The 24916-nt window shown below is 65.7% G+C and carries 25 protein-coding genes; 9 read left to right on the top strand and 16 right to left on the bottom strand.

The window, feature by feature from the left end:
- Positions 1-2: 2 nt before the first annotated feature.
- The 6 genes from DAD99_RS12265 to DAD99_RS12240 form a co-directional block, all read right to left on the bottom strand.
- Complete coding sequence (locus DAD99_RS12265) at positions 3-2021, bottom strand: Hsp70 family protein (protein ID WP_193341768.1); 2019 nt, start codon at positions 2019-2021, stop codon at positions 3-5.
- A gap of 154 nt (positions 2022-2175) precedes the next feature.
- Positions 2176-3312, bottom strand: coding sequence for a c-type cytochrome biogenesis protein CcsB (gene ccsB / locus DAD99_RS12260; protein WP_193341767.1), 1137 nt, complete (start codon positions 3310-3312; stop codon positions 2176-2178).
- Positions 3312-5054 (bottom strand): cytochrome c biogenesis protein ResB, encoded by a 1743-nt coding sequence (locus DAD99_RS12255; RefSeq protein ID WP_193341766.1) that lies wholly within the window; start codon positions 5052-5054, stop codon positions 3312-3314. Before DAD99_RS12255 ends, ccsB begins: the two co-directional genes overlap by 1 nt.
- Positions 5054-5809, bottom strand: coding sequence for a cytochrome c biogenesis protein CcdA (locus DAD99_RS12250; protein ID WP_193341765.1), 756 nt, complete (start codon positions 5807-5809; stop codon positions 5054-5056). Before DAD99_RS12250 ends, DAD99_RS12255 begins: the two co-directional genes overlap by 1 nt.
- Positions 5810-5824: 15 nt before the next feature.
- Positions 5825-6457, bottom strand: coding sequence for a TlpA disulfide reductase family protein (locus DAD99_RS12245; protein WP_193341764.1), 633 nt, complete (start codon positions 6455-6457; stop codon positions 5825-5827).
- Positions 6458-6461: 4 nt separating this feature from the next.
- The gene (locus DAD99_RS12240) at positions 6462-7142 is read right to left on the bottom strand and encodes a histidine phosphatase family protein (RefSeq protein ID WP_193341763.1); all 681 of its coding nucleotides are present in this window, start codon (positions 7140-7142) and stop codon (positions 6462-6464) included.
- A 200-nt stretch (positions 7143-7342) separates the two neighbouring features.
- Between DAD99_RS12240 and DAD99_RS12235 the strand changes: the two genes are divergently transcribed.
- The 3 genes from DAD99_RS12235 (at position 7343) to DAD99_RS12225 (ending at position 9752) form a co-directional block, all read left to right on the top strand.
- Positions 7343-7891: a YceI family protein gene (locus DAD99_RS12235; RefSeq protein WP_193341762.1), complete on the top strand. Its 549-nt coding sequence runs from the start codon at positions 7343-7345 to the stop codon at positions 7889-7891.
- A 106-nt stretch (positions 7892-7997) separates the two neighbouring features.
- Positions 7998-8714: a hypothetical protein gene (locus DAD99_RS21725; RefSeq protein ID WP_227007966.1), complete on the top strand. Its 717-nt coding sequence runs from the start codon at positions 7998-8000 to the stop codon at positions 8712-8714.
- A 246-nt stretch (positions 8715-8960) separates the two neighbouring features.
- Positions 8961-9752 carry a hypothetical protein gene (locus tag DAD99_RS12225; RefSeq protein WP_193341761.1) on the top strand — a complete coding sequence of 264 codons (792 nt, stop codon included), beginning with the start codon at positions 8961-8963 and terminating at the stop codon, positions 9750-9752.
- A gap of 57 nt (positions 9753-9809) precedes the next feature.
- On the opposite strand, the gene DAD99_RS12220 is transcribed toward DAD99_RS12225, so the two are convergent.
- On the bottom strand, positions 9810-10553 hold the full coding sequence (locus tag DAD99_RS12220) for a redox-sensing transcriptional repressor Rex (RefSeq protein WP_309233259.1): 744 nt from the start codon (positions 10551-10553) through the stop codon (positions 9810-9812).
- Between the two features lie 91 nt (positions 10554-10644).
- A complete protein-coding gene (locus tag DAD99_RS12215) occupies positions 10645-10899 on the bottom strand; it encodes a glutaredoxin family protein (RefSeq protein WP_185261528.1) in 255 nt (84 codons plus the stop codon).
- An 85-nt stretch (positions 10900-10984) separates the two neighbouring features.
- Between DAD99_RS12215 and DAD99_RS12210 the strand changes: the two genes are divergently transcribed.
- The gene (locus DAD99_RS12210) at positions 10985-11803 is read left to right on the top strand and encodes an HAD family phosphatase (RefSeq protein ID WP_193341759.1); all 819 of its coding nucleotides are present in this window, start codon (positions 10985-10987) and stop codon (positions 11801-11803) included.
- Between the two features lie 115 nt (positions 11804-11918).
- Here the strand turns inward: DAD99_RS12210 and DAD99_RS12205 are convergent, their stop codons facing one another.
- The 8 genes from DAD99_RS12205 to DAD99_RS12170 form a co-directional block, all read right to left on the bottom strand.
- On the bottom strand, positions 11919-12017 hold the full coding sequence (locus DAD99_RS12205; RefSeq protein ID WP_003792170.1) for a 30S ribosomal protein bS22: 99 nt from the start codon (positions 12015-12017) through the stop codon (positions 11919-11921).
- Positions 12018-12174: 157 nt separating this feature from the next.
- The gene (locus tag DAD99_RS12200) at positions 12175-12387 is read right to left on the bottom strand and encodes a helix-turn-helix domain-containing protein (RefSeq protein WP_043452394.1); all 213 of its coding nucleotides are present in this window, start codon (positions 12385-12387) and stop codon (positions 12175-12177) included.
- Between the two features lie 143 nt (positions 12388-12530).
- The gene (locus DAD99_RS12195) at positions 12531-13637 is read right to left on the bottom strand and encodes a 3-deoxy-7-phosphoheptulonate synthase (protein ID WP_193341758.1); all 1107 of its coding nucleotides are present in this window, start codon (positions 13635-13637) and stop codon (positions 12531-12533) included.
- 294 nt (positions 13638-13931) lie between these two features.
- A complete protein-coding gene (locus DAD99_RS12190; protein ID WP_193341757.1) occupies positions 13932-14945 on the bottom strand; it encodes an acetylxylan esterase in 1014 nt (337 codons plus the stop codon).
- A 119-nt stretch (positions 14946-15064) separates the two neighbouring features.
- Complete coding sequence (locus DAD99_RS12185) at positions 15065-16549, bottom strand: rhamnulokinase family protein (RefSeq protein WP_193341756.1); 1485 nt, start codon at positions 16547-16549, stop codon at positions 15065-15067.
- Complete coding sequence (locus DAD99_RS12180) at positions 16546-18636, bottom strand: bifunctional aldolase/short-chain dehydrogenase (protein WP_193341755.1); 2091 nt, start codon at positions 18634-18636, stop codon at positions 16546-16548. The genes DAD99_RS12185 and DAD99_RS12180 overlap by 4 nt, the downstream gene beginning before the upstream one ends.
- Before the next feature lie 5 nt (positions 18637-18641).
- Positions 18642-19808 carry an L-rhamnose isomerase gene (gene rhaI, locus DAD99_RS12175; RefSeq protein ID WP_193341754.1) on the bottom strand — a complete coding sequence of 389 codons (1167 nt, stop codon included), beginning with the start codon at positions 19806-19808 and terminating at the stop codon, positions 18642-18644.
- A 94-nt stretch (positions 19809-19902) separates the two neighbouring features.
- Positions 19903-20247 carry an L-rhamnose mutarotase gene (locus tag DAD99_RS12170; RefSeq protein WP_193341753.1) on the bottom strand — a complete coding sequence of 115 codons (345 nt, stop codon included), beginning with the start codon at positions 20245-20247 and terminating at the stop codon, positions 19903-19905.
- 148 nt (positions 20248-20395) lie between these two features.
- On the opposite strand from DAD99_RS12170, the gene DAD99_RS12165 reads away from it, so the two are divergent.
- The 5 genes from DAD99_RS12165 to DAD99_RS12145 form a co-directional block, all read left to right on the top strand.
- Positions 20396-21415, top strand: coding sequence for a LacI family DNA-binding transcriptional regulator (locus tag DAD99_RS12165; RefSeq protein ID WP_193341752.1), 1020 nt, complete (start codon positions 20396-20398; stop codon positions 21413-21415).
- Between the two features lie 122 nt (positions 21416-21537).
- Positions 21538-22932, top strand: a complete 1395-nt coding sequence (locus tag DAD99_RS12160; protein ID WP_193341751.1) for an FAD-binding oxidoreductase — start codon at positions 21538-21540, stop codon at positions 22930-22932.
- A gap of 27 nt (positions 22933-22959) precedes the next feature.
- On the top strand, positions 22960-23121 hold the full coding sequence (locus DAD99_RS12155; protein ID WP_193341750.1) for a hypothetical protein: 162 nt from the start codon (positions 22960-22962) through the stop codon (positions 23119-23121).
- A gap of 140 nt (positions 23122-23261) precedes the next feature.
- Entirely contained in the window at positions 23262-24452 is a 1191-nt protein-coding gene (locus tag DAD99_RS12150; protein WP_193341749.1) for a Gfo/Idh/MocA family protein, read from the top strand.
- Between the two features lie 42 nt (positions 24453-24494).
- Positions 24495-24916, top strand: a 422-nt coding sequence (locus DAD99_RS12145; protein WP_193341748.1) for a helix-turn-helix domain-containing protein, incomplete at its 3' end; no start/stop codon positions are given.

Raw genomic sequence — 24916 nt, 5'->3', positions numbered from 1 at the left:
GGTCAGGCCGCCGGCTCTGTCACGGTAGGTGCCGAGGCTGGCGGTTCGGTGGTCGGCTCGGGCGCTGGCAGTGTGGTCGGATCGGGCTCGACGCTCGGCTCCTGCGTCGTGGACGGATCCCTCGTCGCCAGCGGATCTGTTGTTGTGGGCGGATCTGTTGTCGGGTCCGCAGTTGGATCCGTCGTCGTAGGCGGAGGGATCGTTGGGTCCGTCGTTGTAGACGGAGGGATCGTCGGGTCTGTCGTCGTAGGCGGAGGCATCGCAGGCGCGTTCGTTGTGGGCCCCGTTGTTGGTGCCCCGGCCGTCGTTCCGGCCGCGGCCAATCCGGTGGGACCGCTCGTCGCCCCCGCGCCGGAGGTGGAACCCGGGGCCGCACCACCTGCCGCCGGTGACGCCGGCGGCTGGCTGGTGGGCGACGCCGCAGCTTCTATCCCCGCCCCGCTGGCGGGTGCCGTGGGCTTTTTCGAACTGGCGTCAATGCCCACGCTCGGTTTCTGGGCGGCGCCGGCTTTACCAGCAGCGGCTCCCGCACCGCCGCCGGCCGCGCCTCCGGGCGTTGACCGGTTATCCGTGCCACCCGCCGCGTCAGCCTTGGCAGCCCCTGCGGCCTGCGGAGCCAACATCGCTGTGAGGCTTTCCAGCCCGCCAGGACTTTGGGCCGCGGTGGCGCTGAGCGCTGTAAGCAACGCCGCCGCAGCGGCCACCGCAGTCAGCCGAGCCGCGGGCCGCGAACTGTGCGCTCCCATGTGTGCCCGAGGCGCGTGTGCACCCACGTGTCTCGTGGCTCCGGCACCCGTTCCAGCGCCAGCTGTGCCGCCGATGGAGCCCACAGCGGCTCCCGGCTTCCGGGACCAGCTGGCCGGACGGCGCGCATCACGCGCCGCGGCCTGCATGGCGCCGTCCGGCCGTGCGGTGACATCCGCCTTCGCAGTCAACTCCGGCTGCGCGCGAAGGGCAGCTATGGCGGCGCCGAGGCAGATGGCTGATTTGGGATCGGCGTCCACGGCGATTGGCCGGTCCAGCTCTTCAGAAATCAGCTGTGCCACCAGCGGAATTCGCGACGAGCCTCCGATCAGCAGCACGGCAGACAGGTCCTCCGGGGTGAGCCCAAGGTCCTGCAGGTGACGCCCAAGGGCATCCAGCGTCTCCCGGATCAGCTCACTGATCATTGCCTCAAACTCGGCACGGACCAGCCGTACCTGCTGCTGGATCCCCGGAAGCAGGACCGGGATGCTGGCCTCGCTGTCGGCGGATAACGCCTCTTTGGCCTCCACACATTCCCGCCGCAGCCGTGCCAAGGCCGCAAGGGCGCCGGGCTCCGCAGGGTCAAGGCCGGCAAGTCCCTGCCCGGCGTGTGCGGCTACGTGCTGCATGACGGATGCGTCGAAATCGGCCCCGCCCAGGCCCTCGATCCCCACCGGACGGCCCAGGAGCTCGAACTGGCCGGAATCGGCTTTTCTCAGGACTGCGGTATCGAAAGTTCCGCCACCGAGGTCGTAGACGGCGATGGTGCTGCCGTCCTCCACCCGCACTTGGGCGGCATAGTGCAGCGCTGCAGCTTCCGGCTCGCTGACCAGCATGACGTGCTCCAGGCCCTTTGCGGCCAAGGCAGCAAGAATAAGCTGCGTCCGGTGTGCCCCCCACGAGGCAGGGTGAGAGAGGATAATGGCCGACGGCGGTGCGCCCTCGCGCTCTTCAGCGCGGTCTGCGACCCAGCGCGCCATAGTGGCAAAAACGTCTTGGGCGGGAAGCTGCAGGGTGCCCACCGCGATTGGCACCTCATCGCCCACCCGGCGTTTGAACTCACGCACCACCCGTTCAGGGAAATCAAGGCCGCGTCGTTCGGCTGCCTCGCCCACCAGAACGGGGCCTCCCTCCGGGTAGTAGACCACAGAGGGCACCGCATTTCCGCGAAGCCCCAGCGGGAGGGTCTCCGGAACACACGGGGCATTCTGGTCAAGCCGAAGGAGGGCAGCAGCTGTGAAACTGGTCCCTACGTCTATGGCGAGAACGTAAGTCATGGGTACCTCTGAAAACGCAGCGAGCTGTCCGCGAGCTTCATCACAGACGCGCTGCAACCAAGGTAGCATCACAGCCTGCCCGGAAACACCCTTATTCGTACATCGATTGGTGTATTAGGGCCGCGCTGGGGCGGTTCGCCGGAGAAACGCCTGTTCAGAGTCCCGAGTAGGAATGCAGGCCATTAAAGAACTGGTTCACGATGGTGAAATTGAAGACAACGCACAGGTATCCGACGATCGACAGCCAGGCTGCACGGGTGCCGGTCCAGCCACGCGTGGCGCGCGCGTGGAGGTAGCCGGCATAAACCACCCAGATCACAAAGGTCCAGACTTCCTTGGTGTCCCAGCCCCAGAACCGGCCCCACGCTTTTTCGGCCCAGATGGCACCGAACATCAAGGTGAACGTCCAGCCAATGAAGGCGATGGCATTGATCCGGTAGGACAGGTTTTCCAGGCTCAGCGCCGAGGGAACCAGACGCATAAAACCCAGCTTGTCCGCACCGCCGGCAGCCACCGTCTTTTGCCGGTGAGACTGCACCAGCTGCAGGGCTGACATGGCAAATGTGAGGGTGAAGAGCGCGGAGGAGAGCACGGCGATGGAGACATGGATGATCAGCCAGTAGCTCTGCAGCGCCGGAACCAGGTGGCCCACCGGAGTCCAGTAGGCCACCGAGGCGGCCACCAGCATGATGATGGCCAGGCCCACCACAAACGTGCCGAGGAACCGCAGGTCACGGCGGATCAGCACCAGCAGGAAAACAGCCACAGCCACAAAAGCGCCCGTGGTCAGGAACTCGTACATGTTTCCCCACGGCACGCGGCCGGACCCGATGGCACGAGTGAGAACGCCGGCGGCGTGGATCAGGACGCCGAGAATGGTGAGGGCAACGGCGACCCGCGCCGGAACGCGCCGTTCGGCCGCGTAGCGCATATCGGCGTCGGCGGTTTGCCCGGCCCCGGAAGCGTCGCCGCCCCGCTTGGCGACGGACGACGACGGGCGCTCGGCCCGTCCCACGGGTCCGGCCAGGTGCGAGTCCACCCTGTCCACTGCCACACTGTCCGCTACCGCGGCTGAGCCAGCCGACGCTCCAACAGACGCACCGGCGCCAGCCATCGCGGGGACCCTGGCCCCGGCAGCCTCGGCCGCTTTCAGGTCAATGGCGCGCAGCGCTTTGCTGCTCTTCGCGAGGTCCCAGGCGAAGGCGATGAAGGCCACGGTGTAGGTGCCGGCGGCGAGCAGCATAAACAGCTCGCTGTACTGGCCCATGGTTTCGTTGATGGCGAACGGCATTACTGGTCCTTTTTCGGCCCGTTGGGGCCAGCTGGGGAGGTGAGCGGGACTGCGCCATTATCGCCCTGGCGGCTGGGAGTTTGCTGGGTGACGCTGGAATCAGCGTGGGAATCGGGATCCTCGAGCTGCCACTCTTCAGACAGCAGCTTCCGGATGACAGCCGCCTCCGCGGCGAGCCGGTGGTCCTCACCGCGGGCAAGCAGGCCATACTCCACCATGGTCCGGCCATCCTCGTGGGTTCCGGTCCGGACCCAGACGCGGCGCCGGTTGACGTAGAGCGAGACGATCAGGCCGCCCACGGCCAGCAGCGCGAATATCAGGGCGTACAGCTGGCCCGGGTTGTGGTGGATGTCCACGCCCACATACCGCTTCACGCTGTCAAAGCTGATGCTGCCCTTGCCGTCCGGCAGGTTATAGGTGCTGCCCGGCGCCAGGGTGATGCCGCCGGCGTCCAGGTTGCGGGCGTTCAGCGGCGTGAGGTCACTGACGTCCAGTTCGAAGACGTTCTGCGGGGAGCCGGCGTCCAGGCCGAGGTCACCGAAGTAGGAGTTGAGAGTCAGCCGCGGGTTGAACAGGTCCGGATCGCCGCTGAAGGACACGCCCTCGTCGGTGACAAACGCGGTGGGCAGGAAGAACCCCACGAAGCCAAGCTGTTCGGGCCGGGCGTCCGGGACCTTGATCACCAGGGACGAGTAGTAGTTGTCACCCTGGAGTTTCGCCACCACGGGACCCTGCATGGCCACGTTGCCGGCGCCGTCGCGGATGGTCACCACCGGCGCGTAGCCGTTGCCGGTGAGGTAGATGCTGGTGCCGCCCAGGGTCACGGGATCGTTGACCTTCAGGACTTCCTGCTTGGCAGGCGAGTCCGGGGTTTCCCGCGTGGTGACTTCGGCGTTGAAGTCGATGGGCTGACCGATTTTGCCTGGTGATTCGCGGTCAAACAAGACGTCGAATTTGTCCAGCTGGATGGAGTACGGCTGCAGCTGGCTGGATTGGAAGTTGGTGCCGGGGGTGAACTGGTCGTAGCCCACCAGGGTGTTCACGAAGGTGTCGCCCTCCACCAGGATGCGCTGGCCGCTGTAGCCGAACAGGCCGCCCACGGCCACGGACACCAACACGCCGATCAGCGACGTGTGGAACACCAGGTTCCCCACTTCCTTGGCGAAGCCGCGCTCGGCGCCCAACGACGGCCGCGCGCCGTCGTCGTCCCTCACGTCAACGCGGTAGCCGCGCTTCTTCAGCACTCCGGCGGCACTGCGGATGGCGTCCGACGCCGGGAGGCCGGCGTCGGCGGGAACCACCAGGGTGCCGTACTCGGGGAGGCGGGAGAGACGTTTGGGGGTCCGCGGCGGCTGGGAGCGCATGGCCCTGTAGTGGGCGATGGCGCGCGGGACCACGCAGCCGATCAGCGAGATGAACAGCAGGATGTAGATGGCCGAAAACCAGGCCGAGGAGTAGACGTCGTAGAGCTGCAGGGTGTCCAGCAGCTTCCCGTAGTCCGGGTTGCCCTTGATGTACTGCGTCACGATGGACGGGTTGGCCGGGCGCTGCGGGAACAGGGACCCGGGCACCGCAGCAACGGCCAGGAGGAGCAACAGGAACAGCGCCGTGCGCATGCTGGTCAGCTGGGTCCAGGCCCACCGCATCATCTCCACCGGCCCCAGGACCGGCAGCGCCGCCTCAGTTTTGGCGGCGTCAACGGGGGCCGCGGACTTTTTGTTTGCTTTCACGCGCTCGCTCATCAGATCGGCAACTTCACATCGGTTTGGAACCAGTACTGCAATTCGGTGACCCAGGCGCCCCAGACGCCGCTGGCCATCAGCAGGCCCAGCACCACCAGGATCCCGCCGCCGATCCGCTGGATGGCCAAGCGGTGCGTGCGGAAGAAGGACATCACGCCCATGCCGCGCCGGACCGCCAATGCGATCAGCAGGAACGGGATGCCCAGGCCCAGGCTGTAGACAAACGCCAGGAAGGCACCCTTGGCTGCGGATGAACCGCCGGACAGGCTCAGGAGCTGGACGGCGGAGTAGGTGGGCCCGATGCACGGGGCCCAGCCGAGTCCAAACGTGAGGCCCAGCAACGGTGCGCCCCACAGGCCGGCCGGCGGCTTGGCGTGGATCTTCGCATCGCGCTGCAGCCAGCCGAACCCGCCCATAAACACCACACCCATGAGGATGACGAGGACGCCCAGCAGTTGGGTGATCCAGGCATTCTGCGAGCCGGTGATGAGCGTGCCCAGCTGGCCGAACGCGCCGCCCAGCAGGACGAAAATCACCGAGAATCCCAGCACAAAAAGCCCGATGCCCGCAAGCATCCGGCCACGTTTCTGCTTCTCCAGGTCTACGCCGCTCAGGCCGGTGACGTATCCGAGGTAGCCGGGCACCAGGGGCAGCACGCACGGCGACAGGAAGGACACCAGGCCGGCGAGCAGCGCCACGGGGATGGCAAGCAGGAGCGAGCCACTAAGGATGGTTTCGGCGAAGGGGCTGTTCACGGTCCGGGGCCGCCGCTACTCTGCCACGGCTGCGGTGATGAGGGCTTTAAGGGTGCCCTTCTGGACTTCGCCCAGCACGCGCGAGGCCACGCGGCCCTGCTTGTCCAGGACCAGCGTTGTGGGGACCGCTCCCGGCGGGACCAGGCCGGAGACCGCCAGGAGCACGCTGCCGTTCTTGTCATCGAAGCTGGGGTAGGTCAGGTTGAACGTCTTGTCGAAGGCCTCTGCGGTGCCTTTTTCGTCGCGGAGGTTCACGCCGAAGAACTGCACGCCCTGGTCCTTGAAGTCCTGGTGCAGCTCTTCCAGGATGGGTGCCTCCACCCGACAGGGTGCGCAGGCGGCGAACCAGAAGTTCAGGACCGTCACCTTGCCCTGGAAGTCCGCGGAGGCTACTTGGGTGCCGTTGAACAGCGTGCCGTTAATGGCGACGGCGGCCTTGCGGTCCGCCGCGGTGAACTCGGTCACCGAGCCGTCCCCGGCAACGTAGTTCTTGTTGTCGCCGGCTTTGGCCTGCTTGGCAAGGGCGTCCTCCTGCGCACAGGCGGACAGCCCCAGGGTCAGGGCGGCAAGGGCGGCGCCGCCGGCAGCGAGCACGGCGCGGCGGGATGCGGTGCTGGCCGTTGAGCGGGATGTTCTCCGGTTGTCCATCACGTCAGGCTCCGGGGGTGCTGGCGGCGCCGGGAAGGAGCGCGGCAGCGGGCTCACTGTACTCAACACGCAGGAGCGAGCCGTCTTCGTCGAACATCAGGGAGGTTATGGACGTCAGAGTGCACTCGCGTTTGCGCGGGTCATGCCACAGCGGCTTGCCCTCGGCGCTGAGGCGGGTGGCCCAGATGGGGAGCTGGTGGCTGACCATGATGGCTTCGGGGCCGTCGGTGCCGTAGTCCCCTGCGGCCAGTTCGATGGCTCGGAGCCGGGCGTCCTCAACAGCTGCCCTGACGCGCGCGGCCTGTGCCTTATACGGTTCGCCCCAGGACGGCCGGAACGGGTTGACCAGGTGCGGCCAGTGCTTGGGCTTCCGGAGCTCGGCCTTGGTGACCTTCATGCCCTGGAAGTAGTTTTCCGCTTCGATGATGCGGCCGTCCGTGTTGATGTCCAGGCCAAGCGCCTCAGCCGTGGGAGCGGCTGTTTCCTGCGCCCTGACCAGCGGCGACGCCGCGAGATAGACGATCCTGGCCCCGCGCGCGGCACGTTCGGCGAAGTGGTCGGCGAGCATCTGCGCCATTTCCCGACCCAGCTCGGAGAGGTGGAATTCGGGCAGCCTGCCGTAGAGAACGCGGTCAGGATTGTGGACCTCGCCATGGCGGAGCAGATGGACAGTGGATTGGGGCATGTTTACCAGTTTCTCAAAGATGGCGTGCGATCCGAAATCTTCTACATCCAGTAGAACTCATTTTTTGGAAAAATGTTCCGGAACCGGGAACAAAACATGCAAATGCATGTTTATACTGGATGCAGCGGATAGTTGAGGATTCAACAGATGAAGCGTCAAGCTATCCGGAAGTACCCCCGACAAACCCAAGGAGAAACACCATGACTCTTCCCGCAGACGTCACCACCGGCACCTGGACCCTCGACAACTCGCACAGCGAGATCGCCTTCACCGTCCGGCACGCAGGCATCAGCAAGGTCCGCGGCCAGTTCAAGGATGCAGCGGCAACCCTGGACCTCGCCGACAACGTAGCCGATTCCAAGGTCAGCGCCACCATCCAGACCGCCAGCTTCGACTCCGGCGATATCAACCGCGACGGCCACGTCCGCGGCGAAGACTTCTTCGACGTCGAGGCCTTCCCGGAAATCTCCTTCGTCTCCAACGGCCTCGTGGCCAAGGGCAACAGCTACGAGCTGACCGGTGACCTCACCATCAAGGGCGTCACCCGCCCCGTTGCCCTCGAGACCGAGTTCAACGGCGTGGCTGTGGACCCGTTCGGCATGACCCGCGCCGGCGTCTCCGCTGAAACCACCATCAGCCGCAAGGACTTTGGCCTGACCTGGAATGCCGTACTGGAAGCCGGCGGCGTGCTGGTCAGCGACAAGGTTGCCATCAACCTGGAGCTCGCGTTCATCGCACCCGCAGCATAGTTTTTCATCCTGAAGCACCCCGGCCGCCCTTCCCCGGAATCTGGCGGCCGGGGTGCTTTGTTTTGTCCCCTGGATACCGGCGGACCTGCGGTCTACAGTGAGACCCATGAGCAACAATGACGTACCACAGCCCCAGCAGCCCCAGCAGCCCGGCTCTGAGCAGCCCGGTGCCCAGCCGCCTGTCACGCCGCCTCCTGCCGGCAGCGCTCCTCCGGCCAGCAACGTTCCGCCCGCCGGCTACCAGCCTCCGCAGGGTTACCCGCAGCCGGGCCCGGCCTACCCGCAGCCCGGCCAGACGGGCCAGCCGTACAACCAGCCGGGCCAACCGGGCGGCTTCCAATTTGCGATGCCCACCGACGGCCCCCACAGCTTCAATGACGTTATGCCCAAGGGCGGTTTCTCCGGCATGTTCAGCGTGACCGGGCTGCCCACCGAGCTGAAGGTCTCGTACTGGATCTGGCTCATCGGCGGCATGCTGGGAGTCCTTGGCGGCCTGTTTGGCGTGCTGGGCACGCTGGCGTTGTTCGTTGTGGCACCCGGGCTGGCTGCTGTGCTCCTCCTTCTCGTCCTGGTGGCCCTCGCCCTGGCCGCGGCCCAGATTGTCCTGGTCCTGAAGATGAAGGAGGGCAAGGAGTGGGCCCGACTGGCCCTCACGATCGTCGCCGGCGTTTCACTGGTGCTCGCCGTGATCGGCGGCAGTGTGGGCGGCGGCAGCGGGATCGGCAACAACTGGCTGGGCTTCCTCATCTCCGCCGCGGCAACCGTCCTGATGTGGCTGCCGAACTCGCAGGCCTGGTTCAACTCCGTCAAGGGACGCGCGTAGACGCATCTCACCCGGCGGCACGGGCTGTTATGGGCGTTGAGGAACGTGGATAGACAGCCGCGCACACGAAGATCCCCTGAAAACAAGGTCCTGAACGAACCAGGCTGAGTTCCGCCCGAATACCTCTCTGGAATGATCCCCCGCGGCATTCGCCGGGGGTACGGTGGGAACTAAGCCGTACTGGGGGCAGGCCAGTTGGACTGCACCCAGCAGCCGAACTGACATCCGACCTGCAAAGGACCGCTCATGAGCACGCCTGTCCCGCCTCCCGTCCCAAACGAGCCCGAGCCCGGCAACCAGCCGCCAGCGCCCCGATACGGCGAGAACGCCCCGCAGTATGGCCAGCAGACTCCCCCGGCGCCCCAGTACGGGCAGAACGCCCCGCAGTTTGGGCAGAACACCCCGCCGCAGTACGGGCAGAACGCCCCGCAGTTTGGGCAGAACACCCCGCCGCAGTTCGGCCAGCCCACACCTCCGCCCTATGGCCAGCAGCCGTACGGACAGTCCCCCTACGCGCAGTACCCGTCCGAACAGCCGCAGGCCACCGGATCCAACGGGGTTCCCCGGCTGGTCAATATCTCGTTCTGGCTGCTGATCGGCGCGGGTGTTGTGTACGTCATCAGCCTGCTGATGGGCATCGGCATGCTTGACGATCCTCAGATCCGGAACGCGTTCGACGACGCCATGCGCAGCAGCGGCGCCACCCCTGCTGACTTCAGCTACGAAGACTTTAAGGGCATCCTTGCCGGATCGCTCGTAGTCTTCGCGATTATCGGTGCGGGGTTGTACGCACTCGTGGCGTTCTTCGTCCGGAAAGGCAAGAACTGGGCCCGCATCCTCGGTACCGTTTTCGCGGCGCTGTCCGTTGTCGGCCTCTTCGGCGCACCGAGCATCGGAACCCTGGGGACGCTGGCGGGGATCGCGGCCATCGTGCTGCTCTACCTGCCGGCGGCGGCGCCCTATTTCCGCAAGCAGCAGGCATTCGGCAGCCCGTACGGCGCCCCGGGCAGCACGCCTGGCAACCCCTACGGCCAGTAGCACCGCAAGTCGAATCCACACCCTAATGGGCGTGGACCCCACCAACCGCCAACGAAACTAGGCGGACTGGCCCGGGGTCTGCGCCCGTTGTGCATGATAGGCGAGGATCTGCAGCTCGGTGGCCATGTCCACTTTGCGGAGGTTCACGCCCTCGGGGACCTGGAGCATGACGGGGGCGAAGCTGAGGATGCTGTGGACGCCGGCGGCCACCACGCGGTCGCACACGGCCTGCGCCACGGTGGCCGGAAGCGCCAGGACCACCATATTGGCGCCCGTCCGCTGCAGCACCGCCTCCATGTACGCGGCGTCGCTGACCCGCAGCCAGCCCACCTCGTTGCCCACCACCATCTGGTCGGCGTCGAAAATGGCCACCACGTCAAAACCGCGGGACTCGAAGCCGCCATAGCGGGCCAGGGCTTTGCCGAGGTTACCCGCGCCAACAATGGCGACCTTCCAGTCGTGGGTCAGCCCCAGGGCCGCGGAGATGTGACGGCTCAGGTACTGCACTTCGTAGCCCACGCCACGCGTGCCGTAGGAGCCCACATAAGAGAGGTCCTTGCGGAGAGTTGACGAGCTCACGCCCGATGCTTCCGCCAGGGATTCCGAAGATACCCGTTCGACGCCGTCCGACAACAGCGTGTTAAGGGCGCGCAGGTAGATGGTCAGCCGAGCCACGGCTGCGGGCGGGATCTGTTTGGCGGCCTCTGTGCCGGGGGCAGGCTGTGCCCCGTGGACAGGCTGCGTACTGTGGTCAGGCCCTGCACCTTGGACAGCCTGGGGAGATGAATCCAGTGATGTCACTATCCCCTCCGTCCCATCGCGTCGTGACTCCACTCTAGAGCCCCGCCGCTGGTGCCAACAAAGCCTGTGTCATTCTGCGAGGCCCGCTTTCCTATTGGGCCATGGCGCGTTGAAGGACGCGCTCCAGCCGGGCTTCGTCGATTTTCCAGAAATCGCGCTGGATGCCATCCACCAGGACCACGGGAATTTCCTCCGCATACTGCTCACGCAGTTCCGGCAGTTCGTCCACCTGCTGTTCCGTCCACCCGAGTCCCAGCAACGCAGTAACGCGTCCGACGGCGTCGCGCGCGGCTGCGCACAGGTGGCAGTCTGCTTTGGTGATAAGGACTACCTCGGGTTTTGCCATGCATTAACCGTAACGCCCTTCACGGCAGAGGCACTGGCACTGGCGCTGAAATCCTGGCCGCTGAGTATTGACTAGACTCGTGGACATGCCCGAGGAGAAGTACGTCGCTGTGGTGACCCAGCCGGATGCGTTGATGCAGACCGGCGAAGCCGCCTTTTTCGACGTCGATAACACCCTCATGAAGGGCGCCAGCCTTTTCCACGTTGCCCGCAAGATGCACCAACGCGGCGCCTTTACGCTGACGCAGGCTGCAGGGTTCGCGTGGAAGCAGTTTAAATTTGTGGCGCGCGGCGAGAACATGGACGACGTCCACGCTGTCCGCGATTCTGCCCTCACCCTCGTTGCCGGCATCACAGTGGAAGACGTCAAGGTCTTGGGCGAAGAGGTCTACGACGAAATGATCGCGTCCAGGATCTGGCCCGGCGCCAAGGCACTGGCGCAGCAGCACCTCCGCGTGGGCCGGCGGGTCTGGCTGGTCACCGGCACCCCCATTGAGGTCGCCACGGTCATTTCCACTAGGCTGGGCCTGACAGGAGCCCTGGGCACGGTTGGCGAGGTTGCCGACGGCATGTACACCGGCCGCCTGGTGGGCGACATCCTGCACGGTGCAGCGAAGGCTGTGGCCGTCCGGGAACTGGCAGACGCCGAAGGCCTGGACCTGAAGCGGTGCTGGGCCTACAGCGACTCATACAACGACATTCCGCTGCTGACCCTGGTAGGGCACCCGGTAGCCATCAACCCCGATGCCAGGCTCCGCCGCCACGCACGGGACAACAACTGGCCAGTCTACGACTTCCGTTCCGGCCGACGCGCTGCCACCTTGGGCCTCAAGGCAGCAACCGCCGGCGGCGCCGTGTACGGGCTCTGGCGCGGATACTCCCGGATGCGCGGCCCCCGCATTTAGGAACCGGGCCGCCAGCTGCTGTGCCTCGCGTACGAGCGCATGGCTGCCCCTCACACGCAAAAAAATGCCCGCTGCCGGGAAGGCAACGGGCATTTTCACGCTTGTTGAAGTATCTCTACTTCTTATTACGGCGCTGGTGACGGGTCTTACGAAGCAACTTGCGGTGCTTCTTCTTGGCCATACGCTTGCGACGCTTCTTAATAACTGAACCCACGAAAGTTCCTCACAAACTAGATGCAGTACCTGTCTGATGGAAAAGGTCCGTGGACAGAGCTACAGAACTGAAACAACTGACAGATTCTTACAATGACGTAAAACGTTCCTTAACAGGGTACCGCTTCTTGGCGATGCCCACTGACCGCAGGTAATGCTCAGGCGGTTTCGGTGTGTCCGTCCACCACAGCACCCTTAAGGTACTGCTCGACGGCGTTTTCCGGCACCCGGTACGACCGGCCGAAACGCACCGCGGGCATTTCGCCTGAATGGACCAACCGGTAAACGGTCATCTTGGAGACGCGCATGACCTCGGCCACTTCGGCGACGGTCAGGAACTTCGCGTTCGAGAAGTTCTGTTCTGCGGACATTTCGCTATTCCTTTGCTGATGGATGACGACGGTAACCCCAGCTGTGTTTCATTTGCGGTGTGCCGATGCTGAGCCATCCACCAACCATGTGTTAGATACTCTAGAGGTTCATGGGGCTGTAGTGAAAGTCATCCGGGCAATCATTAAGCGGTCCGCCGCTTCCGGGCGGACGCCGCGAGCTGATCGAGGACCGAAACGGATACGTCCCAATCCATGCACGCGTCCGTGACGCTCTGACCGTAGACCAGCTCCGCCCGGCCCGCCGCGTGCTCCGTGACATCCAGGTTCTGGGCACCGCCCACCAGGAAGCTCTCCAGCATGACGCCCGCGATGGCCTGTGCCGCCTGGCCGCCGTCCTCCAGCTGCGCACCGATTTCCAATGCCACTTCCGCCTGCCGGTGGTGGCTCTTGCCGCTGTTGGCGTGGCTGGCGTCCACGATCAGCCGGGGGTTGAGCCCCTTCCCGGCGAGCTTGGCGGAGGCGCTTTCGACGTCGGCCACTGAGTAGTTGGGTCCCTTACGTCCGCCGCGGAGGATGACGTGGGTGTCCGGGTTGCCGGCGGTGGCCACCAGCGCGGCCCGGCCGTCACCATCGATCCCCAGGAAGGCCTGGGCGGCAGCGGCGGCGCCGCAGGCGTCGAGCGCGACCTGGAGGTCGCCGTCGGTCCCGTTCTTGAATCCGATGGGCATGGAGAGCCCGGAGGCCAGCTGGCGGTGGATCTGGCTTTCGGTGGTGCGGGCCCCGATGGCTCCCCAGGAGATCAGGTCCGCCATGTACTGGGGGCTGATCGGCTCCAGGAATTCGGTGGCGGTGGGCAGTCCCAGCGCGGTGACCTGCTGCAGGAACTCCCTGGCGGTCCGGAGCCCCGTGACCATGTCGTGACTGCCGTCCAGGCGCGGATCGTTGATCAGGCCCTTCCAGCCCACCGTTGTGCGGGGCTTCTCGAAGTAGGTGCGCATCACGATCAGGAGGTCGTCTCGGTGCTTTTCTGCCTGGCTGACCAGCCGGCGGGCGTATTCCAGTCCGGCCTTGGGGTCGTGGATGGAGCAGGGGCCTACGATGACCAGCAGCCTGTCGTCCACACCGTCCATGATGGCCCGGACTTCGTCGCGGCCACGCTCGACGACGTCCGTTACCCGGGCGTCCATGGGCAGCTCGGCGATGAGCTCCTGGGGCGTGGGCAGCGGCGTGAATTCGCTGACACGCAGATTGGACGTGGATTTTGCGGGAGTGGCTGTCGCGGTGCTCATGTTCGGGTCCTGTTCCAGATAGGAAAGCGGGCCCAGATCAGAACCCGCCGGAGAAATGGCGAAGGGCAGAGAATGATCTCTGCCCTGTTGGCTCTGAAGGAAGATGGATGCGTGTCAGTTAGACGCGGGCTCCTCCAGAGCCAACGAAAAATACGCATACCAACGGTTTGTCATAGGCACACCATAACCGTGTGCTGCGACGGCCGCAAAATCGCGGCCGTCACGTTGCGCCAATTGGCAGCTACCTCCCCCGAATCCCTCTGGAAACGTCCATATCTGCCAGCTCGCACGGCGTCAGCCCAGGAGCCTGCGGAGGTACTGCAGCTGCCTGATCCAGTGGTGCTCCTGGCCGCCCTCGTGGTTGTTGAACCGGTAGACCTCGATCTGCTTTTGCGCCGAGGATAGTGCCGCGGAGTCGCCGCCGTAGGCATTGAAGCTGGCGAACACCGTGGACGGCGGGCACACATCGTCCATCTGCGCCACCGAGTACAGGGCAGGCACGGTGGCTGCCCTGGCCAGGTTAACGCCGTCAAAATAGTTCAGGACCGCGAGCATCGGCTCATACCGGTCCCGGTGCCTGCCCAGGAAAGCCGTAATTTCCGGATAGGGGCCGCGGGCCGCGATATCGATGGACCTGGGAAAGTCCTGCAAAAAGGGGACGTCGGGCAGCGCGGCGATGACGCCGTCGAGCCTTCCCGCCACCAGCCCGGCAACCGCCACCGCGATGCCGCCGCCCTGGCTGACGCCGGCCAGGACCACGCGCGACGGATCCACCTCCGGATGGGACTGCGCCGCTTCCACCGCACGGAACGCGTCCACGTACACGCGGCGGTAGTAGTAGTCCTCGCGGCTGCCTGCACCCCTGGTCATGAGGCCCGCGTAGGCCACTTCGCCTGCTGACGGGTGCGGATCCGCCGTCTCGCCGAGGATCCCGCCGTAGCCCTGGCCTCGGGTGTCCATGATGAAATGCGCATAGCCGGCCTGCGCCCATTTGGTGTCCTGATTGACCAGGCCGCGGCCGCCCGAGTAGCCGATGTACTGCACAACGACCGGCAGCGGGGTTCCGGCGCTACGGTTCGCCGGGAGGTGCAGCCAGCCCTTGATCGGCGAGCCGCCGTAGCCGTTGAACGTGACGTCGAACGTGTCGATGACCGCCAAATGGTTCTCCACCAGCTCGAATGTTGCGTTGAGCGGGAACGTCCGGGCCTCGTCGAGCGTGGCGTCCCAGAAGTCCTGCAGGTCCGCGGGCGGAGTGACCTTCGAGGTGTAGCCGCGGAGCTGGTCAAGGGGAAGGTCGAAGAGGGGCATGCTGCCGTCCGGTCCTGTTCTCGTCGGGTTGCTATCGGAGATCCTACGTCACACAATACGTCCGGGGCGCCGCCGTTGACGCGAAAGGACACGTGCGTCCTGCCTCCGGGGGCGAGCGGCTACAGGCGGGAGAGCTGCGGCGTGAACGTCTGCAGCTCGAGCGATGCCATCACCAGGCGGCGCAGTTCCGTGAGCCCTCCGCTGATGTGCCCGGCGGCGCGGGCTTGGACCAGGACATTCCCGACGGCGGTCGCTTCCACCGGCCCGGCCACCACTTTTTTTCCGGTGGTGTCAGCGGTGAGCTGGCAGAGGAGCCTGTTCCGGGAGCCGCCCCCCACCACATGGACCACGTCCACAGTGCGGTCCGCCAGGCGTTCGGCATCCGCGATGGCTCGCGCGTAGCCCGTGGCGAGGCTGTCCATCATGCAACGTGTGATGGCTGCGGGGTGGTCCGGCAGGATGTCCCCGGTGTGGCGGACCGTGGCGCGGATGCGGTGGGGCATGTTGTCCGGGGCGATGAAGGCGGAATCGTCCGGGTTGATCCGCGGGCCGCCCGGGGGCAGTGCCGCTGCTGCGTCGAGCAGATCAGTGAGTTCCGGGGTGTAGCCTTCGGCGGCCCAGGTCCGCTGGCATTCGCTGAGCAGCCAGAGCCCACCCATGTTGCGCAGGTAGCGGATGGTGCCGTCCACGCCGCGCTCGTTGGTGAAGTTCGCTTCGCGGCTGGCCTCGGTCAGGATCGGATGGTTCAGTTCCAGCCCCACCAGGGACCAGGTGCCGGAGGAGATGTACGCGAAATTCTCTTCCTGGGCGGGGACCGCGGCGACGGCCGAGGCAGTGTCGTGCGAGCCGACGGCCAGCACCTTGGTGGCGGCCGGCAGGCCTACCCTTGCCGCGATCGCGGGCAGCAGGGTGCCCACGGTTTCGCCGGGCTCGATCAGCGGCGGGAACAGTTTCCTGGGCAGGCCCAGGGCGGTGAGGAACCCGGCAGCCCACTCACCCGCGACAGCGTCGAACAGGCCCGTGGTGGAGGCGTTGGTTGTTTCGGTCCGGCGTTGCCCCGTCAGCAGGAAGGCGATCAGGTCCGGGATCAGCAGCGCCTGCAAACCGTCCAGGTCCGGCTCGGTGGCGAGCTGGTAGAGCGTGTTGAACTGCAGGAACTGCAGCCCGGTGGTGGCGTAGAGCCGGGCCGGGTCCAGCTTCTGATGAACGGGCGCGACGGCGGCCCGGCTGCGGTCATCACGGTAGCTGTAGGGCTGGGCCGTGAGTTCGCCGGCGACGTTGACCAGGCCGTAGTCCACCGCCCAGGTGTCGATCCCGATGCTCGTGATGGTCTCGTCCTGCACCGCGGCCGCGGTGGCGGCGGCGCTCAGGCCCGCGAGGACCTCGGCGAACAGGGCGTCGAAATCCCAGCGGAGGCCGCCGTCGAGCTCCACCACGCCGTTGGGGAAACGGTGCACCGTTTCCAGCTCCACGCTGGAACCGGTGACCCGGCCAAGGATGACCCGGCCGGAGGACGCACCGATGTCGACGGCGGCGAAAACGCCACAGGCAGAAGTACCGCCGCCGTCGACACCGCCCCGGGCAGGGGATGCGGGTGTGCTCATCGCAGGAAGGCTGCTGCCACGCCGGCGTCCACGGGGATGTGGAGTCCGGTGGTGTGGGACAGTTCGTTGCTGGTGAGGACCGCGGCGGCGTTGGCCACGTGCTCGGGCAGGACTTCGCGCTTGAGCAGCGTGCGCTGGGCGTAGTACTTGCCGAGCTCCTGCTCGTCCACGCCGTAGACCGCGGCGCGCTTGGCGCCCCAGCCGCCGGCGAAGATCCCGGAGCCGCGGACCACACCGTCGGGGTTGATGCCATTGACGCGGATTCCGTGTTCGCCGAGCTCGGCCGCGAGCAGGCGGACCTGGTGCGCCTGGTCTGCCTTGGTGGCGGAGTAGGCGATGTTGTTCGGGCCCGCGAAGACGGAGTTCTTGGAGGAGATGTAGATGATGTCCCCGCCCATGTCCTGGTCGATCATGACCTTCGCCGCGGCCTTGGAGACCAGGAAGGAGCCCTTGGCCATGACGTTGTGCTGTAGGTCCCAGTCCTTTTCGGTGGTCTCCAGCAGCGGCTTGGAGATGGACAGGCCGGCGTTGTTGACCACCAGGTCGAGGCCACCGAACGCCAGCACCGCTTCCTGGATCGCCGCGGCGATCTGCGCCTCGTCGGTCACATCCGCCTGGACACCGATGGCAACGTCCGCGCCACCGAGCTCCGCGGCGACGGCCTGGGCGTTCTCCAGGTTCAGGTCGGCAATCACGACGCACGCGCCGTCGGCCGCCAAGCGGGTGGCGATCGCCTTGCCGATGCCCGATGCCGCACCGGTGACCAGCGCGATGCGGGAGGCGTGCGACTTGGGCTTGGGCAGGCGGGCGAGCTTGGCTTCCTCCAGCGACCAGTATTCGATCCGGAACTTCTCGGATTCCTCGATCGGGGCGTAGGTGGAGATCGCTTCGGCGCCGCGCATCACGTTGATCGCGTTGAGGTAGAACTCGCCGGCAACCCGGGCGGTCTGCTTGTTCGCACCGTACGAGAACATGCCCACGCCCGGGATCAGCACGATGGCCGGATCCGCGCCGCGCATGGCGGGGCTGGCTGGGCCCACGGCCGCAGGGTCCCCTGGCCGAGCTTGCGAGGTTAGGGAGCGGCCGGGGACCGCGTGGCGGTCGTAGTAGGCCTGGTAGTCCTCGCGGTACGCGGTGTGAAGCTCTTTCAGCCGTGCGATGGAATCCTCGACCGGGGCATCGGCGGGCAGGTCCAGGATCAGCGGCTTGACCTTGGTGCGGAGAAAGTGGTCCGGGCAAGAGGTGCCCAGGGCGCCCAGGCGCGGGTGCTCGGCGGCAGCCAGGAAGTCAAGGACGACGGCGTCATCGCTAAAGTGCCCCAGCTGCGGCTTGTCGGTGGACGCCAGCCCACGGATCACCGGTGCCAGCGCGGCGGCCTTGGCGCGCCTTTCTGCCTCCGGCAGCGCACCGTAGCCGGACAGCATGGGCCCGAACGGTTCGGCCGTGCCGTTGTCCTCGATGTACTTCTCGGCCTGTTCGATGATCCAGAGCGAGTTCTGTTCTGCTTCATCGGATGTGGCGCCCCAGGCCGTGATGCCGTGGCCGCCCAAGATGGTGCCGATGGCCTGCGGATTGGCGGCCTTGATCGCGGCGATGTCCAGGCCGAGCTGGAAACCGGGACGGCGCCACGGCACCCAGAGGACCTTGTTGCCGAAGATCTTCGTGGTCAGTGCCTCGCCGTCCACCGCGGTGGCAATGGCGATCCCGGAATCCGGGTGCAGGTGGTCCACATGTGCGGCGTCCACCAGGCCGTGCATGGCCGTATCGATCGACGGCGCGGCGCCGCCCTTGCCGAACAGGCAGTAATCAAAAGCAGCAACCATTTCGTCTTCACGCTCAACGCCCGGGTACACGTTCTTCAGGGCGTTCAGCCGGTCCAGGCGCAGCACGGCGAGGTTCCCGGCCGTCAGCGTGCCCAGGTCCCCGCCGGAGCCCTTGACCCAGAGCAGCTGGACGTCCTCACCGGTGACCGGGTCCTTCTCGGTGCCCTTGGCCGAGGTGTTGCCGCCGGCAAAGTTCGTGTTCCGCTTATCCGTGCCGAGGCGGTTGGAACGGTTGATCAGGTCTTCAACAGTCTTGTTGCTCATGGTTGTTAGGCGCCCCATCCGGCTTGCTGGCCGCCGACGCGGTCCTCGTTGATCTGTTTCTGGTAACCGCTGGCCTTGAAGGCGGCCATCGGGTCCGCAGGCAGGCCGCGGGCTTCACGCCAGTCGGCCAGGATGGGCCGGACATCGGTGTAGAAGGCATCGTTGAAGACGCCGTTGGCGGCCAGGACGTCGCCGGACTGCTGGGCCTCGCTCAGGGCGGCGGTGTCCACCAGCATGGCGCGGGCCGTCATTTCCTGGACGTTCAGGACCGAGCGGATCTGGCCCGGGATCTTCTCCTCCAGGTTGTGGCACTGGTCCAGCATGAGGGCCACGCCGGAATCCGTGCCGAATCCGCCGCCGCGGATGACCTCGTACATAATACGGAACAGCTGGAACGGATCGGCTGCACCCACAATGAGGTCATCGTCGGCGTAGAAGCGGGAGTTGAAGTCAAAGGAGCCCAGCTTGCCCAGACGCAGCAGCTGCATCACGATGAACTCGATGTTGGTGCCTGGCGCGTGGTGGCCGGTGTCCAGGCAGACCATCGCCTTCTCGCCCAGCGCCAGGGTCTGAGCGTAGGAGGTGCCCCAGTCCGGAACATCGGTGTGGTAGAAAGCCGGCTCGAAGAACTTGTATTCCAGCACCAGGCGCTGGTTGTCGCCCAGGCCAGCGTAGATCTCCTGCAGCGACTCGGCGAGCCGGTCCTGGCGCCCGCGCATATCGTCCTGGCCCGGGTAGTTGGTGCCGTCCGCCAGCCAGACCTTCAGGTCCTGCGAGCCGGTGGCGTGCATGATCTCGATGCACTCAAGGTGATGGGCGATGGCCCGGCGCCGCACCGACTCGTTCGACGACGTCAGGGAACCGAACTTGTACTCGTCATCCTGGAACGTGTTGGAGTTGATGGTGCCCAGGCCCACGCCGAGACCGGCCGCGTACTCCTTGAGCGCGGCGTAGTCATCCACCTTGTCCCAGGGAATATGCAGGGCCACCGTCGGAGCGAGACCCGTCAGCTCATGCACTTTCGCGGCATCCCCGATCTTCTCCTGCACGGTCCGCGGGGTACCCGGCGTGCCGAACACCCTAAAGCGCGTGCCTGAATTTCCATAAGCCCACGATGGGACCTCGATGGCAAGCTCCCCAAGCCTGCCCAGCGCCATTGCTACGTCATTCATGTTGGTTCTTCCCAGTCTTTAGTGGTGTGGTCTGTTGTGATGTGGTGTTTGGCAATGTGGTTCTTGCGGCCCGCCAACGGGGCCAGTGCGTCAGTTACTGGGGGGACTCCGCCACTGCGAGCTGGTGATCAAGATTGAAGACTTCCTCAAGGACTTGGAACCCTTCGTCGGGCGCCTGGTCCGGGTTGTTGAACAGGGTGGCCATCTCGGCCTGCCAGCGGGCGTTGACCTCGGTCAGCGCCATCCGCGCCCGGACGGCGTCGAAATCGTCGCATTCGACGTAGCCCACGAGGAGCCCGTCCTCGCCCAGGAACAGCGAGTAGTTGTTCCAGCCGGCGCTTTTCAACGCACGGAGCATCTCCGGCCACACAGCCGCGTGCCGCCGTCGGTATTCGTCGATCAGCTGGGGCCGGACCGAAGAGCGGAAACACACCCTCATCTGCTTTTCTCCTGAACTTTCAGAGTTTGAATCGTTTCATTGTTACGATTCAAAGTACCCTTGAGATAAGTAGGTGTCAAGCAATTTCGCGGCCGCGGTCCCCGGACCCGCGGAAAGCACTGCACACGGCATATCAGCACGGAGAAACATGAATCGTTCAGCCAGCATCAAGGACGTCGCCAACCACGCCAGCGTGGCCGTGGGCACGGTCTCCAACGTCCTGAACTACCCGGACAGAGTCTCGCAGCGGACCAAAGAGCGGGTACTGCGGGCCATCGACGAGCTCGGGTTCGTCCGCAACGACGCAGCCCGCCAGCTGCGCGCGGGCCACAGCCGCACCATCGGGCTGATTGTCCTCGACGTAGGCAACCCGTTCTTCACGTCAGTGGTGCGGGCCGCCGAAGACGCTGCGGCTCTCCATGGCAGCGCCGTGCTGCTGGGCGACAGCGGCCACAACGCCAGCCGCGAATCAAACTACATCGACCTCTTCCAGGAACAGCGCGTGCAGGGCCTCCTCATCTCCCCCGTCGGCGACATTACCGAGCGGCTGGATCTGCTCCGCGAGCGCGGCGTCCCCACCGTCCTGGTGGACCGGCTCGCCGATGAGAGCAAGTACAGTTCCGTCTCAGTGGACGACGACGCCGGCGGTTACCTCGCTGCCCGGCACCTGCTGGACACCGGCCGCCGTCGGCTCGCCTTCGTGGGCGGCCCCACATCCATCCGCCAGGTGGCGGACCGACTCCAGGGCGCAGCACGCGCCGTGAAGGAGGAACCCGATGCCACGCTGGAGGTCCTGGATTCCGACGGCCAGACTGTACTGGCCGGCCGGAGCGTGGGCAACATGCTGGTGGAACGCGGAGACCTGCCGGACGGCATCTTCTGCGCCAACGACCTGCTGGCACTGGGCGTGATGCAGTCACTGACCATGACCCACACGGTCCGGATTCCCGAGGATATCGCCCTGATCGGTTACGACGACATCGACTTCGCCATCTCCGCGGTGGTACCCCTTTCCTCCATCCGGCAGCCCACCGAAGCCCTGGGGCGCACGGCCATCGAGCTGCTGGCGGAGGAACTTGAGTCTGACACTCCAAAGCACCGGGCCGTCATCTTCACCCCTGAACTGGTGGTTCGGCAGAGCACGGCCCCGGCGGAAACCTCCCCGTAGGCATTCCCCGTCAGTCAGCGGCCAAGCCTGCCCTGGAGGGCGCCCGAGCTCCCGCAATTTCCTCTTGCCAGTTGGTGCCAACGGTGGGACTCTGCAGGGAGAGCGAGAGGTCCGTGAGTCCCATGGCGCAAAGCACGGAGATCAACGGCGTTGCCGTCGATGAATTACAGACATCCTTCCGGGGCGACCTCGTCCGGCCGGATGACGCTGGTTACGACGAGCACCGCAGGGTGTGGAACGGATCGATTGACCGCCGTCCCGCAGTTATTGCCCGCTGCACCGGCGTCGCAGACGTGCGAGCTGCCATCCGGTTCGCCCGCACGCAGAACCTGCGGGCCGCCGTGCGGGGAGGCGGTCACAGCTTCCCCGGGCTGTCAGTCTGCGACAACGGAATGCTCATCGATCTCGGGCCCATGAAGGGCATCCGTGTGGACCCCGAGGCGGGAACGGCACGTGTCCAGGCCGGCGTACTGCTTGGCGAGCTTGATCGCGAGACGCAGGAGTTCGGCCTCGCCGTTCCGTCTGGGATCGTCACCCACACCGGGGTGGCGGGCCTGACTCTCGGCGGCGGCATCGGCTGGGTCATGCGCAAGTATGGACTCACGATCGACCAACTGCTGTCTGTAGACGTGGTCACCGCAGACGGCGAACTGGTCAAGGCAAGCGAGAACGAGAACGCCGACCTCTTCTGGGGCGTGCGGGGTGGTGGCGGGAACTTCGGCATTGTCACCGACTTCGAATTCCGGCTTGTCTCTGTGGGTCCGTACGTTATGGCCGGGCCGGTCTTTTGGCCGATGGAAGATTCCCCCGAAGTGCTTCGCTTCTACCGGGACTGGATTGCGGACTGCCCTGACGAGCTCATGACCATCGTCGTGCAGCGGAGGGCACCTGCATTGCCGATCGTCCCGGCAGGCCTGGTGGGCAAGCTCGTCATTGCGGTCACGGCCTGCTACGCGGGACCGGTCGACGACGGCGAACGGGTCCTGCGGCCGCTCAAGGAATTCGGTTCCCCCGTGCTCGATTTTTGCCGGCCCAAGCCGTTCCTGGAGCATCAGCGGACGTTTGATCCGTCGTTCCCGCACGGCTGGCATTACTACGTCAGGTCATGTGACGTCGCAGCCCTCAGCGACGACGTCATCGACATCGTGGCTGAGCACGGCAGCCGCATCACCTCGCCGATCACCAGCGTCGCCCTGTGGCAGATGGGCGGCGCGGTGGGGCGGATCGATGATGAAGCCACGGCCTTCAATGGCCGCCAGGCCGGGTTCACGTTCAACATCAACGGCAACAGCAAGACCGCCGACGGCTTTGACGCCGAGCGGCAGTGGGCACGTGACTACTGGTCTGCCCTCGCACCCCACCACACCAGCGTCTACGTCAACTTCCTGATGGAAGAGGGCGAGGAACGGGTCAGGCAGGCCTACGGTGCCGCCAAGTACGACCAACTCAAAGCACTCAAGCGCAAGTACGACCCAACCAACTTCTTCAGCCTCAACCAGAACATCAAGCCCGACTGAACACTCGGTAATGGATCGGAGAATGTCATGCTCAAAAACCTGCTGTGCAAGATGAATCTGCGCCACGATTGGCACATCCAAAGTACCGAAGACGGCGGCCGCTACCGGCGCTGCCAGAACTGCGGCAAGTACCAGGAAGGCGGCAGCGGCCGGAACGGCAACTGGGCAGCTCCGCTGGGCATGGGATAGATCGGCCTGCCCGCGCCGGCTTTCCCGGAACGGCCCTGCCGCGCAAACACGCTGGACTATCACGTTGGTTATGCTGCACACTGGAACCGGGAAAGCGCTTGCCCAACTTTTAGTGTCCTCCGGGGCAGGAACGGAGCCCCATGGCAACACCACCTTCGGCCGTTTCACAGTCCGGCCAGACCGGACCCTCGGCCTCAGCGGCGAGGGTGGCGCTGGTAGGCGTCCACGGCTTCGGCACCCACCACCTGCGCAACCTTGAACGGCTGCAGGCGGCCGGCGTCGTCGAACTCGTAGCGGTGGCTGATCCCAAGCCGCCGGAATCGGGGACGGTACCAGGAGCAGCGGCCGAGTTCCCTGGGCTCACCGAACTTCTGGCGGGCACCCCGGGCCTGGACGTGATCATTGTGGCCACCCCCATCCAGACCCACGCTCCGCTGGGTCTCGCCGCTCTGGCCACAACAGCGGACCTCTATCTGGAGAAGCCCCCTGTCGCTTCGCTGGCCGATTTCGACGCGCTGTGTGAGGCGGCCCGGGCTTCCGGCCGGAGCGTGCAGATCGGCTTCCAGAGCCTGGGCTCCCACGCCTTGGCGGCCATCGAGGAACTCGTCGCCAATGGCACCATCGGTACCCTGGAGGGCATCTCGGCAACCGGCCGCTGGGTGCGCGACCGGGCCTATTTCAAGCGCTCACGTTGGGCCGGGAAGCGAAGCATTGACGGAGTCGATGTTGTTGACGGCGTGGCCACAAACCCGCTGGCCCATGCCGTGGCAACCGCCCTGCGGATCGCCGGCGCCCGGACCACCGCGGACGTTGCGTCGGTGGAAACCGACCTGTACCGGGCGAACGACATCGAATCCGACGACACGTCGGTGGTCCGGGTGCACACGGCGGCGGGACTGCCCATCACCTGCGCCCTGACCATCTGCGCCAGCGAATCCGTGGAACCGTACGTCACCGTCCAGGGCTCGGCGGGCTCAGCGGTATTCCACTACACCGAGAACCGCCTGGTGGTGAGCACTCCGGCAGGACGGACGGAGAAGACGTACGGCCGGGACGATCTCACCGCGAACCTGATTGCGCACCGCAACGAAGGTGCCCATCTGATCAGCCGCATAACGGACAGCGGCGCTTTTATGCTGGTGCTCGAAGCCATCCGGACGGCGCCGGCGCCCGTGCCGATCGGACCGCAGTACCTGCGCTGGGAGGGCGCTGGCGATGCGGCTCACGCCGTTGTGGTCGGCATCGAAGAGGCCTTGGAGCGCGCCACCCGGGAACACTTAACCTTCAGCGAACTCGGCGCACCCTGGGCCGTTTCAGCATCACGTGCCTAGTGTCCTGCGCCTGAAATTCGCTTCGTAATTGTAGAATTGCGTATGGCGAACGTTGGACGGCCGAAGGCCCCTCTGGAACTGTCGGATGAAGAGCGGGAGACGCTGTCCCGGTGGGCGCGGAGGGCTAAGTCGTCCCAGTCGCTGGCCACGCGCTCGAGGATCGTCCTGGGCAGCGCCGAAGGCCTGAGCAACGTGGAGGTGGGCGCCCGGTGCGGAGTCGAAGCGCATACCGTGGCGAAGTGGCGGCGCCGCTTCCTGGAGCGCCGGCTGGACGGGCTGGTCGATGATCCCAGGCCCGGCCGACCTGCCAGCATCACCAGTGATCAGGTCGAGGATGTCGTGGTTGCGACGCTGGAATCGACGCCGAAGAACGCCACGCACTGGTCACGGGCGAAGATGGCCGAGCGCTCGGGACTGTCGAAGTCAACGATCGGGCGGATCTGGAAGGCGTTCGAGCTCAAGCC

The organism is Pseudarthrobacter sp. AB1, assembly GCF_014926485.1.
Lineage (GTDB): Bacteria > Actinomycetota > Actinomycetes > Actinomycetales > Micrococcaceae > Arthrobacter.
The sequence above is the reverse complement of the archived record's forward strand: the minus strand, read 5'-3'. Positions and strand labels throughout refer to the sequence as shown.

Bases quoted from the DNA above. Each gene is read 5' to 3' on its own strand.
- DAD99_RS12265 (WP_193341768.1), bottom strand. From the start codon at position 2,021: ATGACTTACGTTCTCGCCATAGACGTAGGGACCAGTTTCACAGCTGCT.
- ccsB (WP_193341767.1), bottom strand. From the start codon at position 3,312: ATGCCGTTCGCCATCAACGAAACCATGGGCCAGTACAGCGAGCTGTTT.
- DAD99_RS12255 (WP_193341766.1), bottom strand. From the start codon at position 5,054: ATGAGCGAGCGCGTGAAAGCAAACAAAAAGTCCGCGGCCCCCGTTGAC.
- DAD99_RS12245 (WP_193341764.1), bottom strand. From the start codon at position 6,457: ATGGACAACCGGAGAACATCCCGCTCAACGGCCAGCACCGCATCCCGC.
- DAD99_RS12240 (WP_193341763.1), bottom strand. From the start codon at position 7,142: ATGCCCCAATCCACTGTCCATCTGCTCCGCCATGGCGAGGTCCACAAT.
- DAD99_RS12235 (WP_193341762.1), top strand. From the start codon at position 7,343: ATGACTCTTCCCGCAGACGTCACCACCGGCACCTGGACCCTCGACAAC.
- DAD99_RS21725 (WP_227007966.1), top strand. From the start codon at position 7,998: ATGAGCAACAATGACGTACCACAGCCCCAGCAGCCCCAGCAGCCCGGC.
- DAD99_RS12225 (WP_193341761.1), top strand. From the start codon at position 8,961: ATGAGCACGCCTGTCCCGCCTCCCGTCCCAAACGAGCCCGAGCCCGGC.
- DAD99_RS12215 (WP_185261528.1), bottom strand. From the start codon at position 10,899: ATGGCAAAACCCGAGGTAGTCCTTATCACCAAAGCAGACTGCCACCTG.
- DAD99_RS12210 (WP_193341759.1), top strand. From the start codon at position 10,985: ATGCCCGAGGAGAAGTACGTCGCTGTGGTGACCCAGCCGGATGCGTTG.
- DAD99_RS12200 (WP_043452394.1), bottom strand. From the start codon at position 12,387: ATGTCCGCAGAACAGAACTTCTCGAACGCGAAGTTCCTGACCGTCGCC.
- DAD99_RS12195 (WP_193341758.1), bottom strand. From the start codon at position 13,637: ATGAGCACCGCGACAGCCACTCCCGCAAAATCCACGTCCAATCTGCGT.
- DAD99_RS12190 (WP_193341757.1), bottom strand. From the start codon at position 14,945: ATGCCCCTCTTCGACCTTCCCCTTGACCAGCTCCGCGGCTACACCTCG.
- DAD99_RS12185 (WP_193341756.1), bottom strand. From the start codon at position 16,549: ATGAGCACACCCGCATCCCCTGCCCGGGGCGGTGTCGACGGCGGCGGT.
- DAD99_RS12180 (WP_193341755.1), bottom strand. From the start codon at position 18,636: ATGAGCAACAAGACTGTTGAAGACCTGATCAACCGTTCCAACCGCCTC.
- rhaI (WP_193341754.1), bottom strand. From the start codon at position 19,808: ATGAATGACGTAGCAATGGCGCTGGGCAGGCTTGGGGAGCTTGCCATC.
- DAD99_RS12170 (WP_193341753.1), bottom strand. From the start codon at position 20,247: ATGAGGGTGTGTTTCCGCTCTTCGGTCCGGCCCCAGCTGATCGACGAA.
- DAD99_RS12165 (WP_193341752.1), top strand. From the start codon at position 20,396: ATGAATCGTTCAGCCAGCATCAAGGACGTCGCCAACCACGCCAGCGTG.
- DAD99_RS12160 (WP_193341751.1), top strand. From the start codon at position 21,538: ATGGCGCAAAGCACGGAGATCAACGGCGTTGCCGTCGATGAATTACAG.
- DAD99_RS12155 (WP_193341750.1), top strand. From the start codon at position 22,960: ATGCTCAAAAACCTGCTGTGCAAGATGAATCTGCGCCACGATTGGCAC.
- DAD99_RS12150 (WP_193341749.1), top strand. From the start codon at position 23,262: ATGGCAACACCACCTTCGGCCGTTTCACAGTCCGGCCAGACCGGACCC.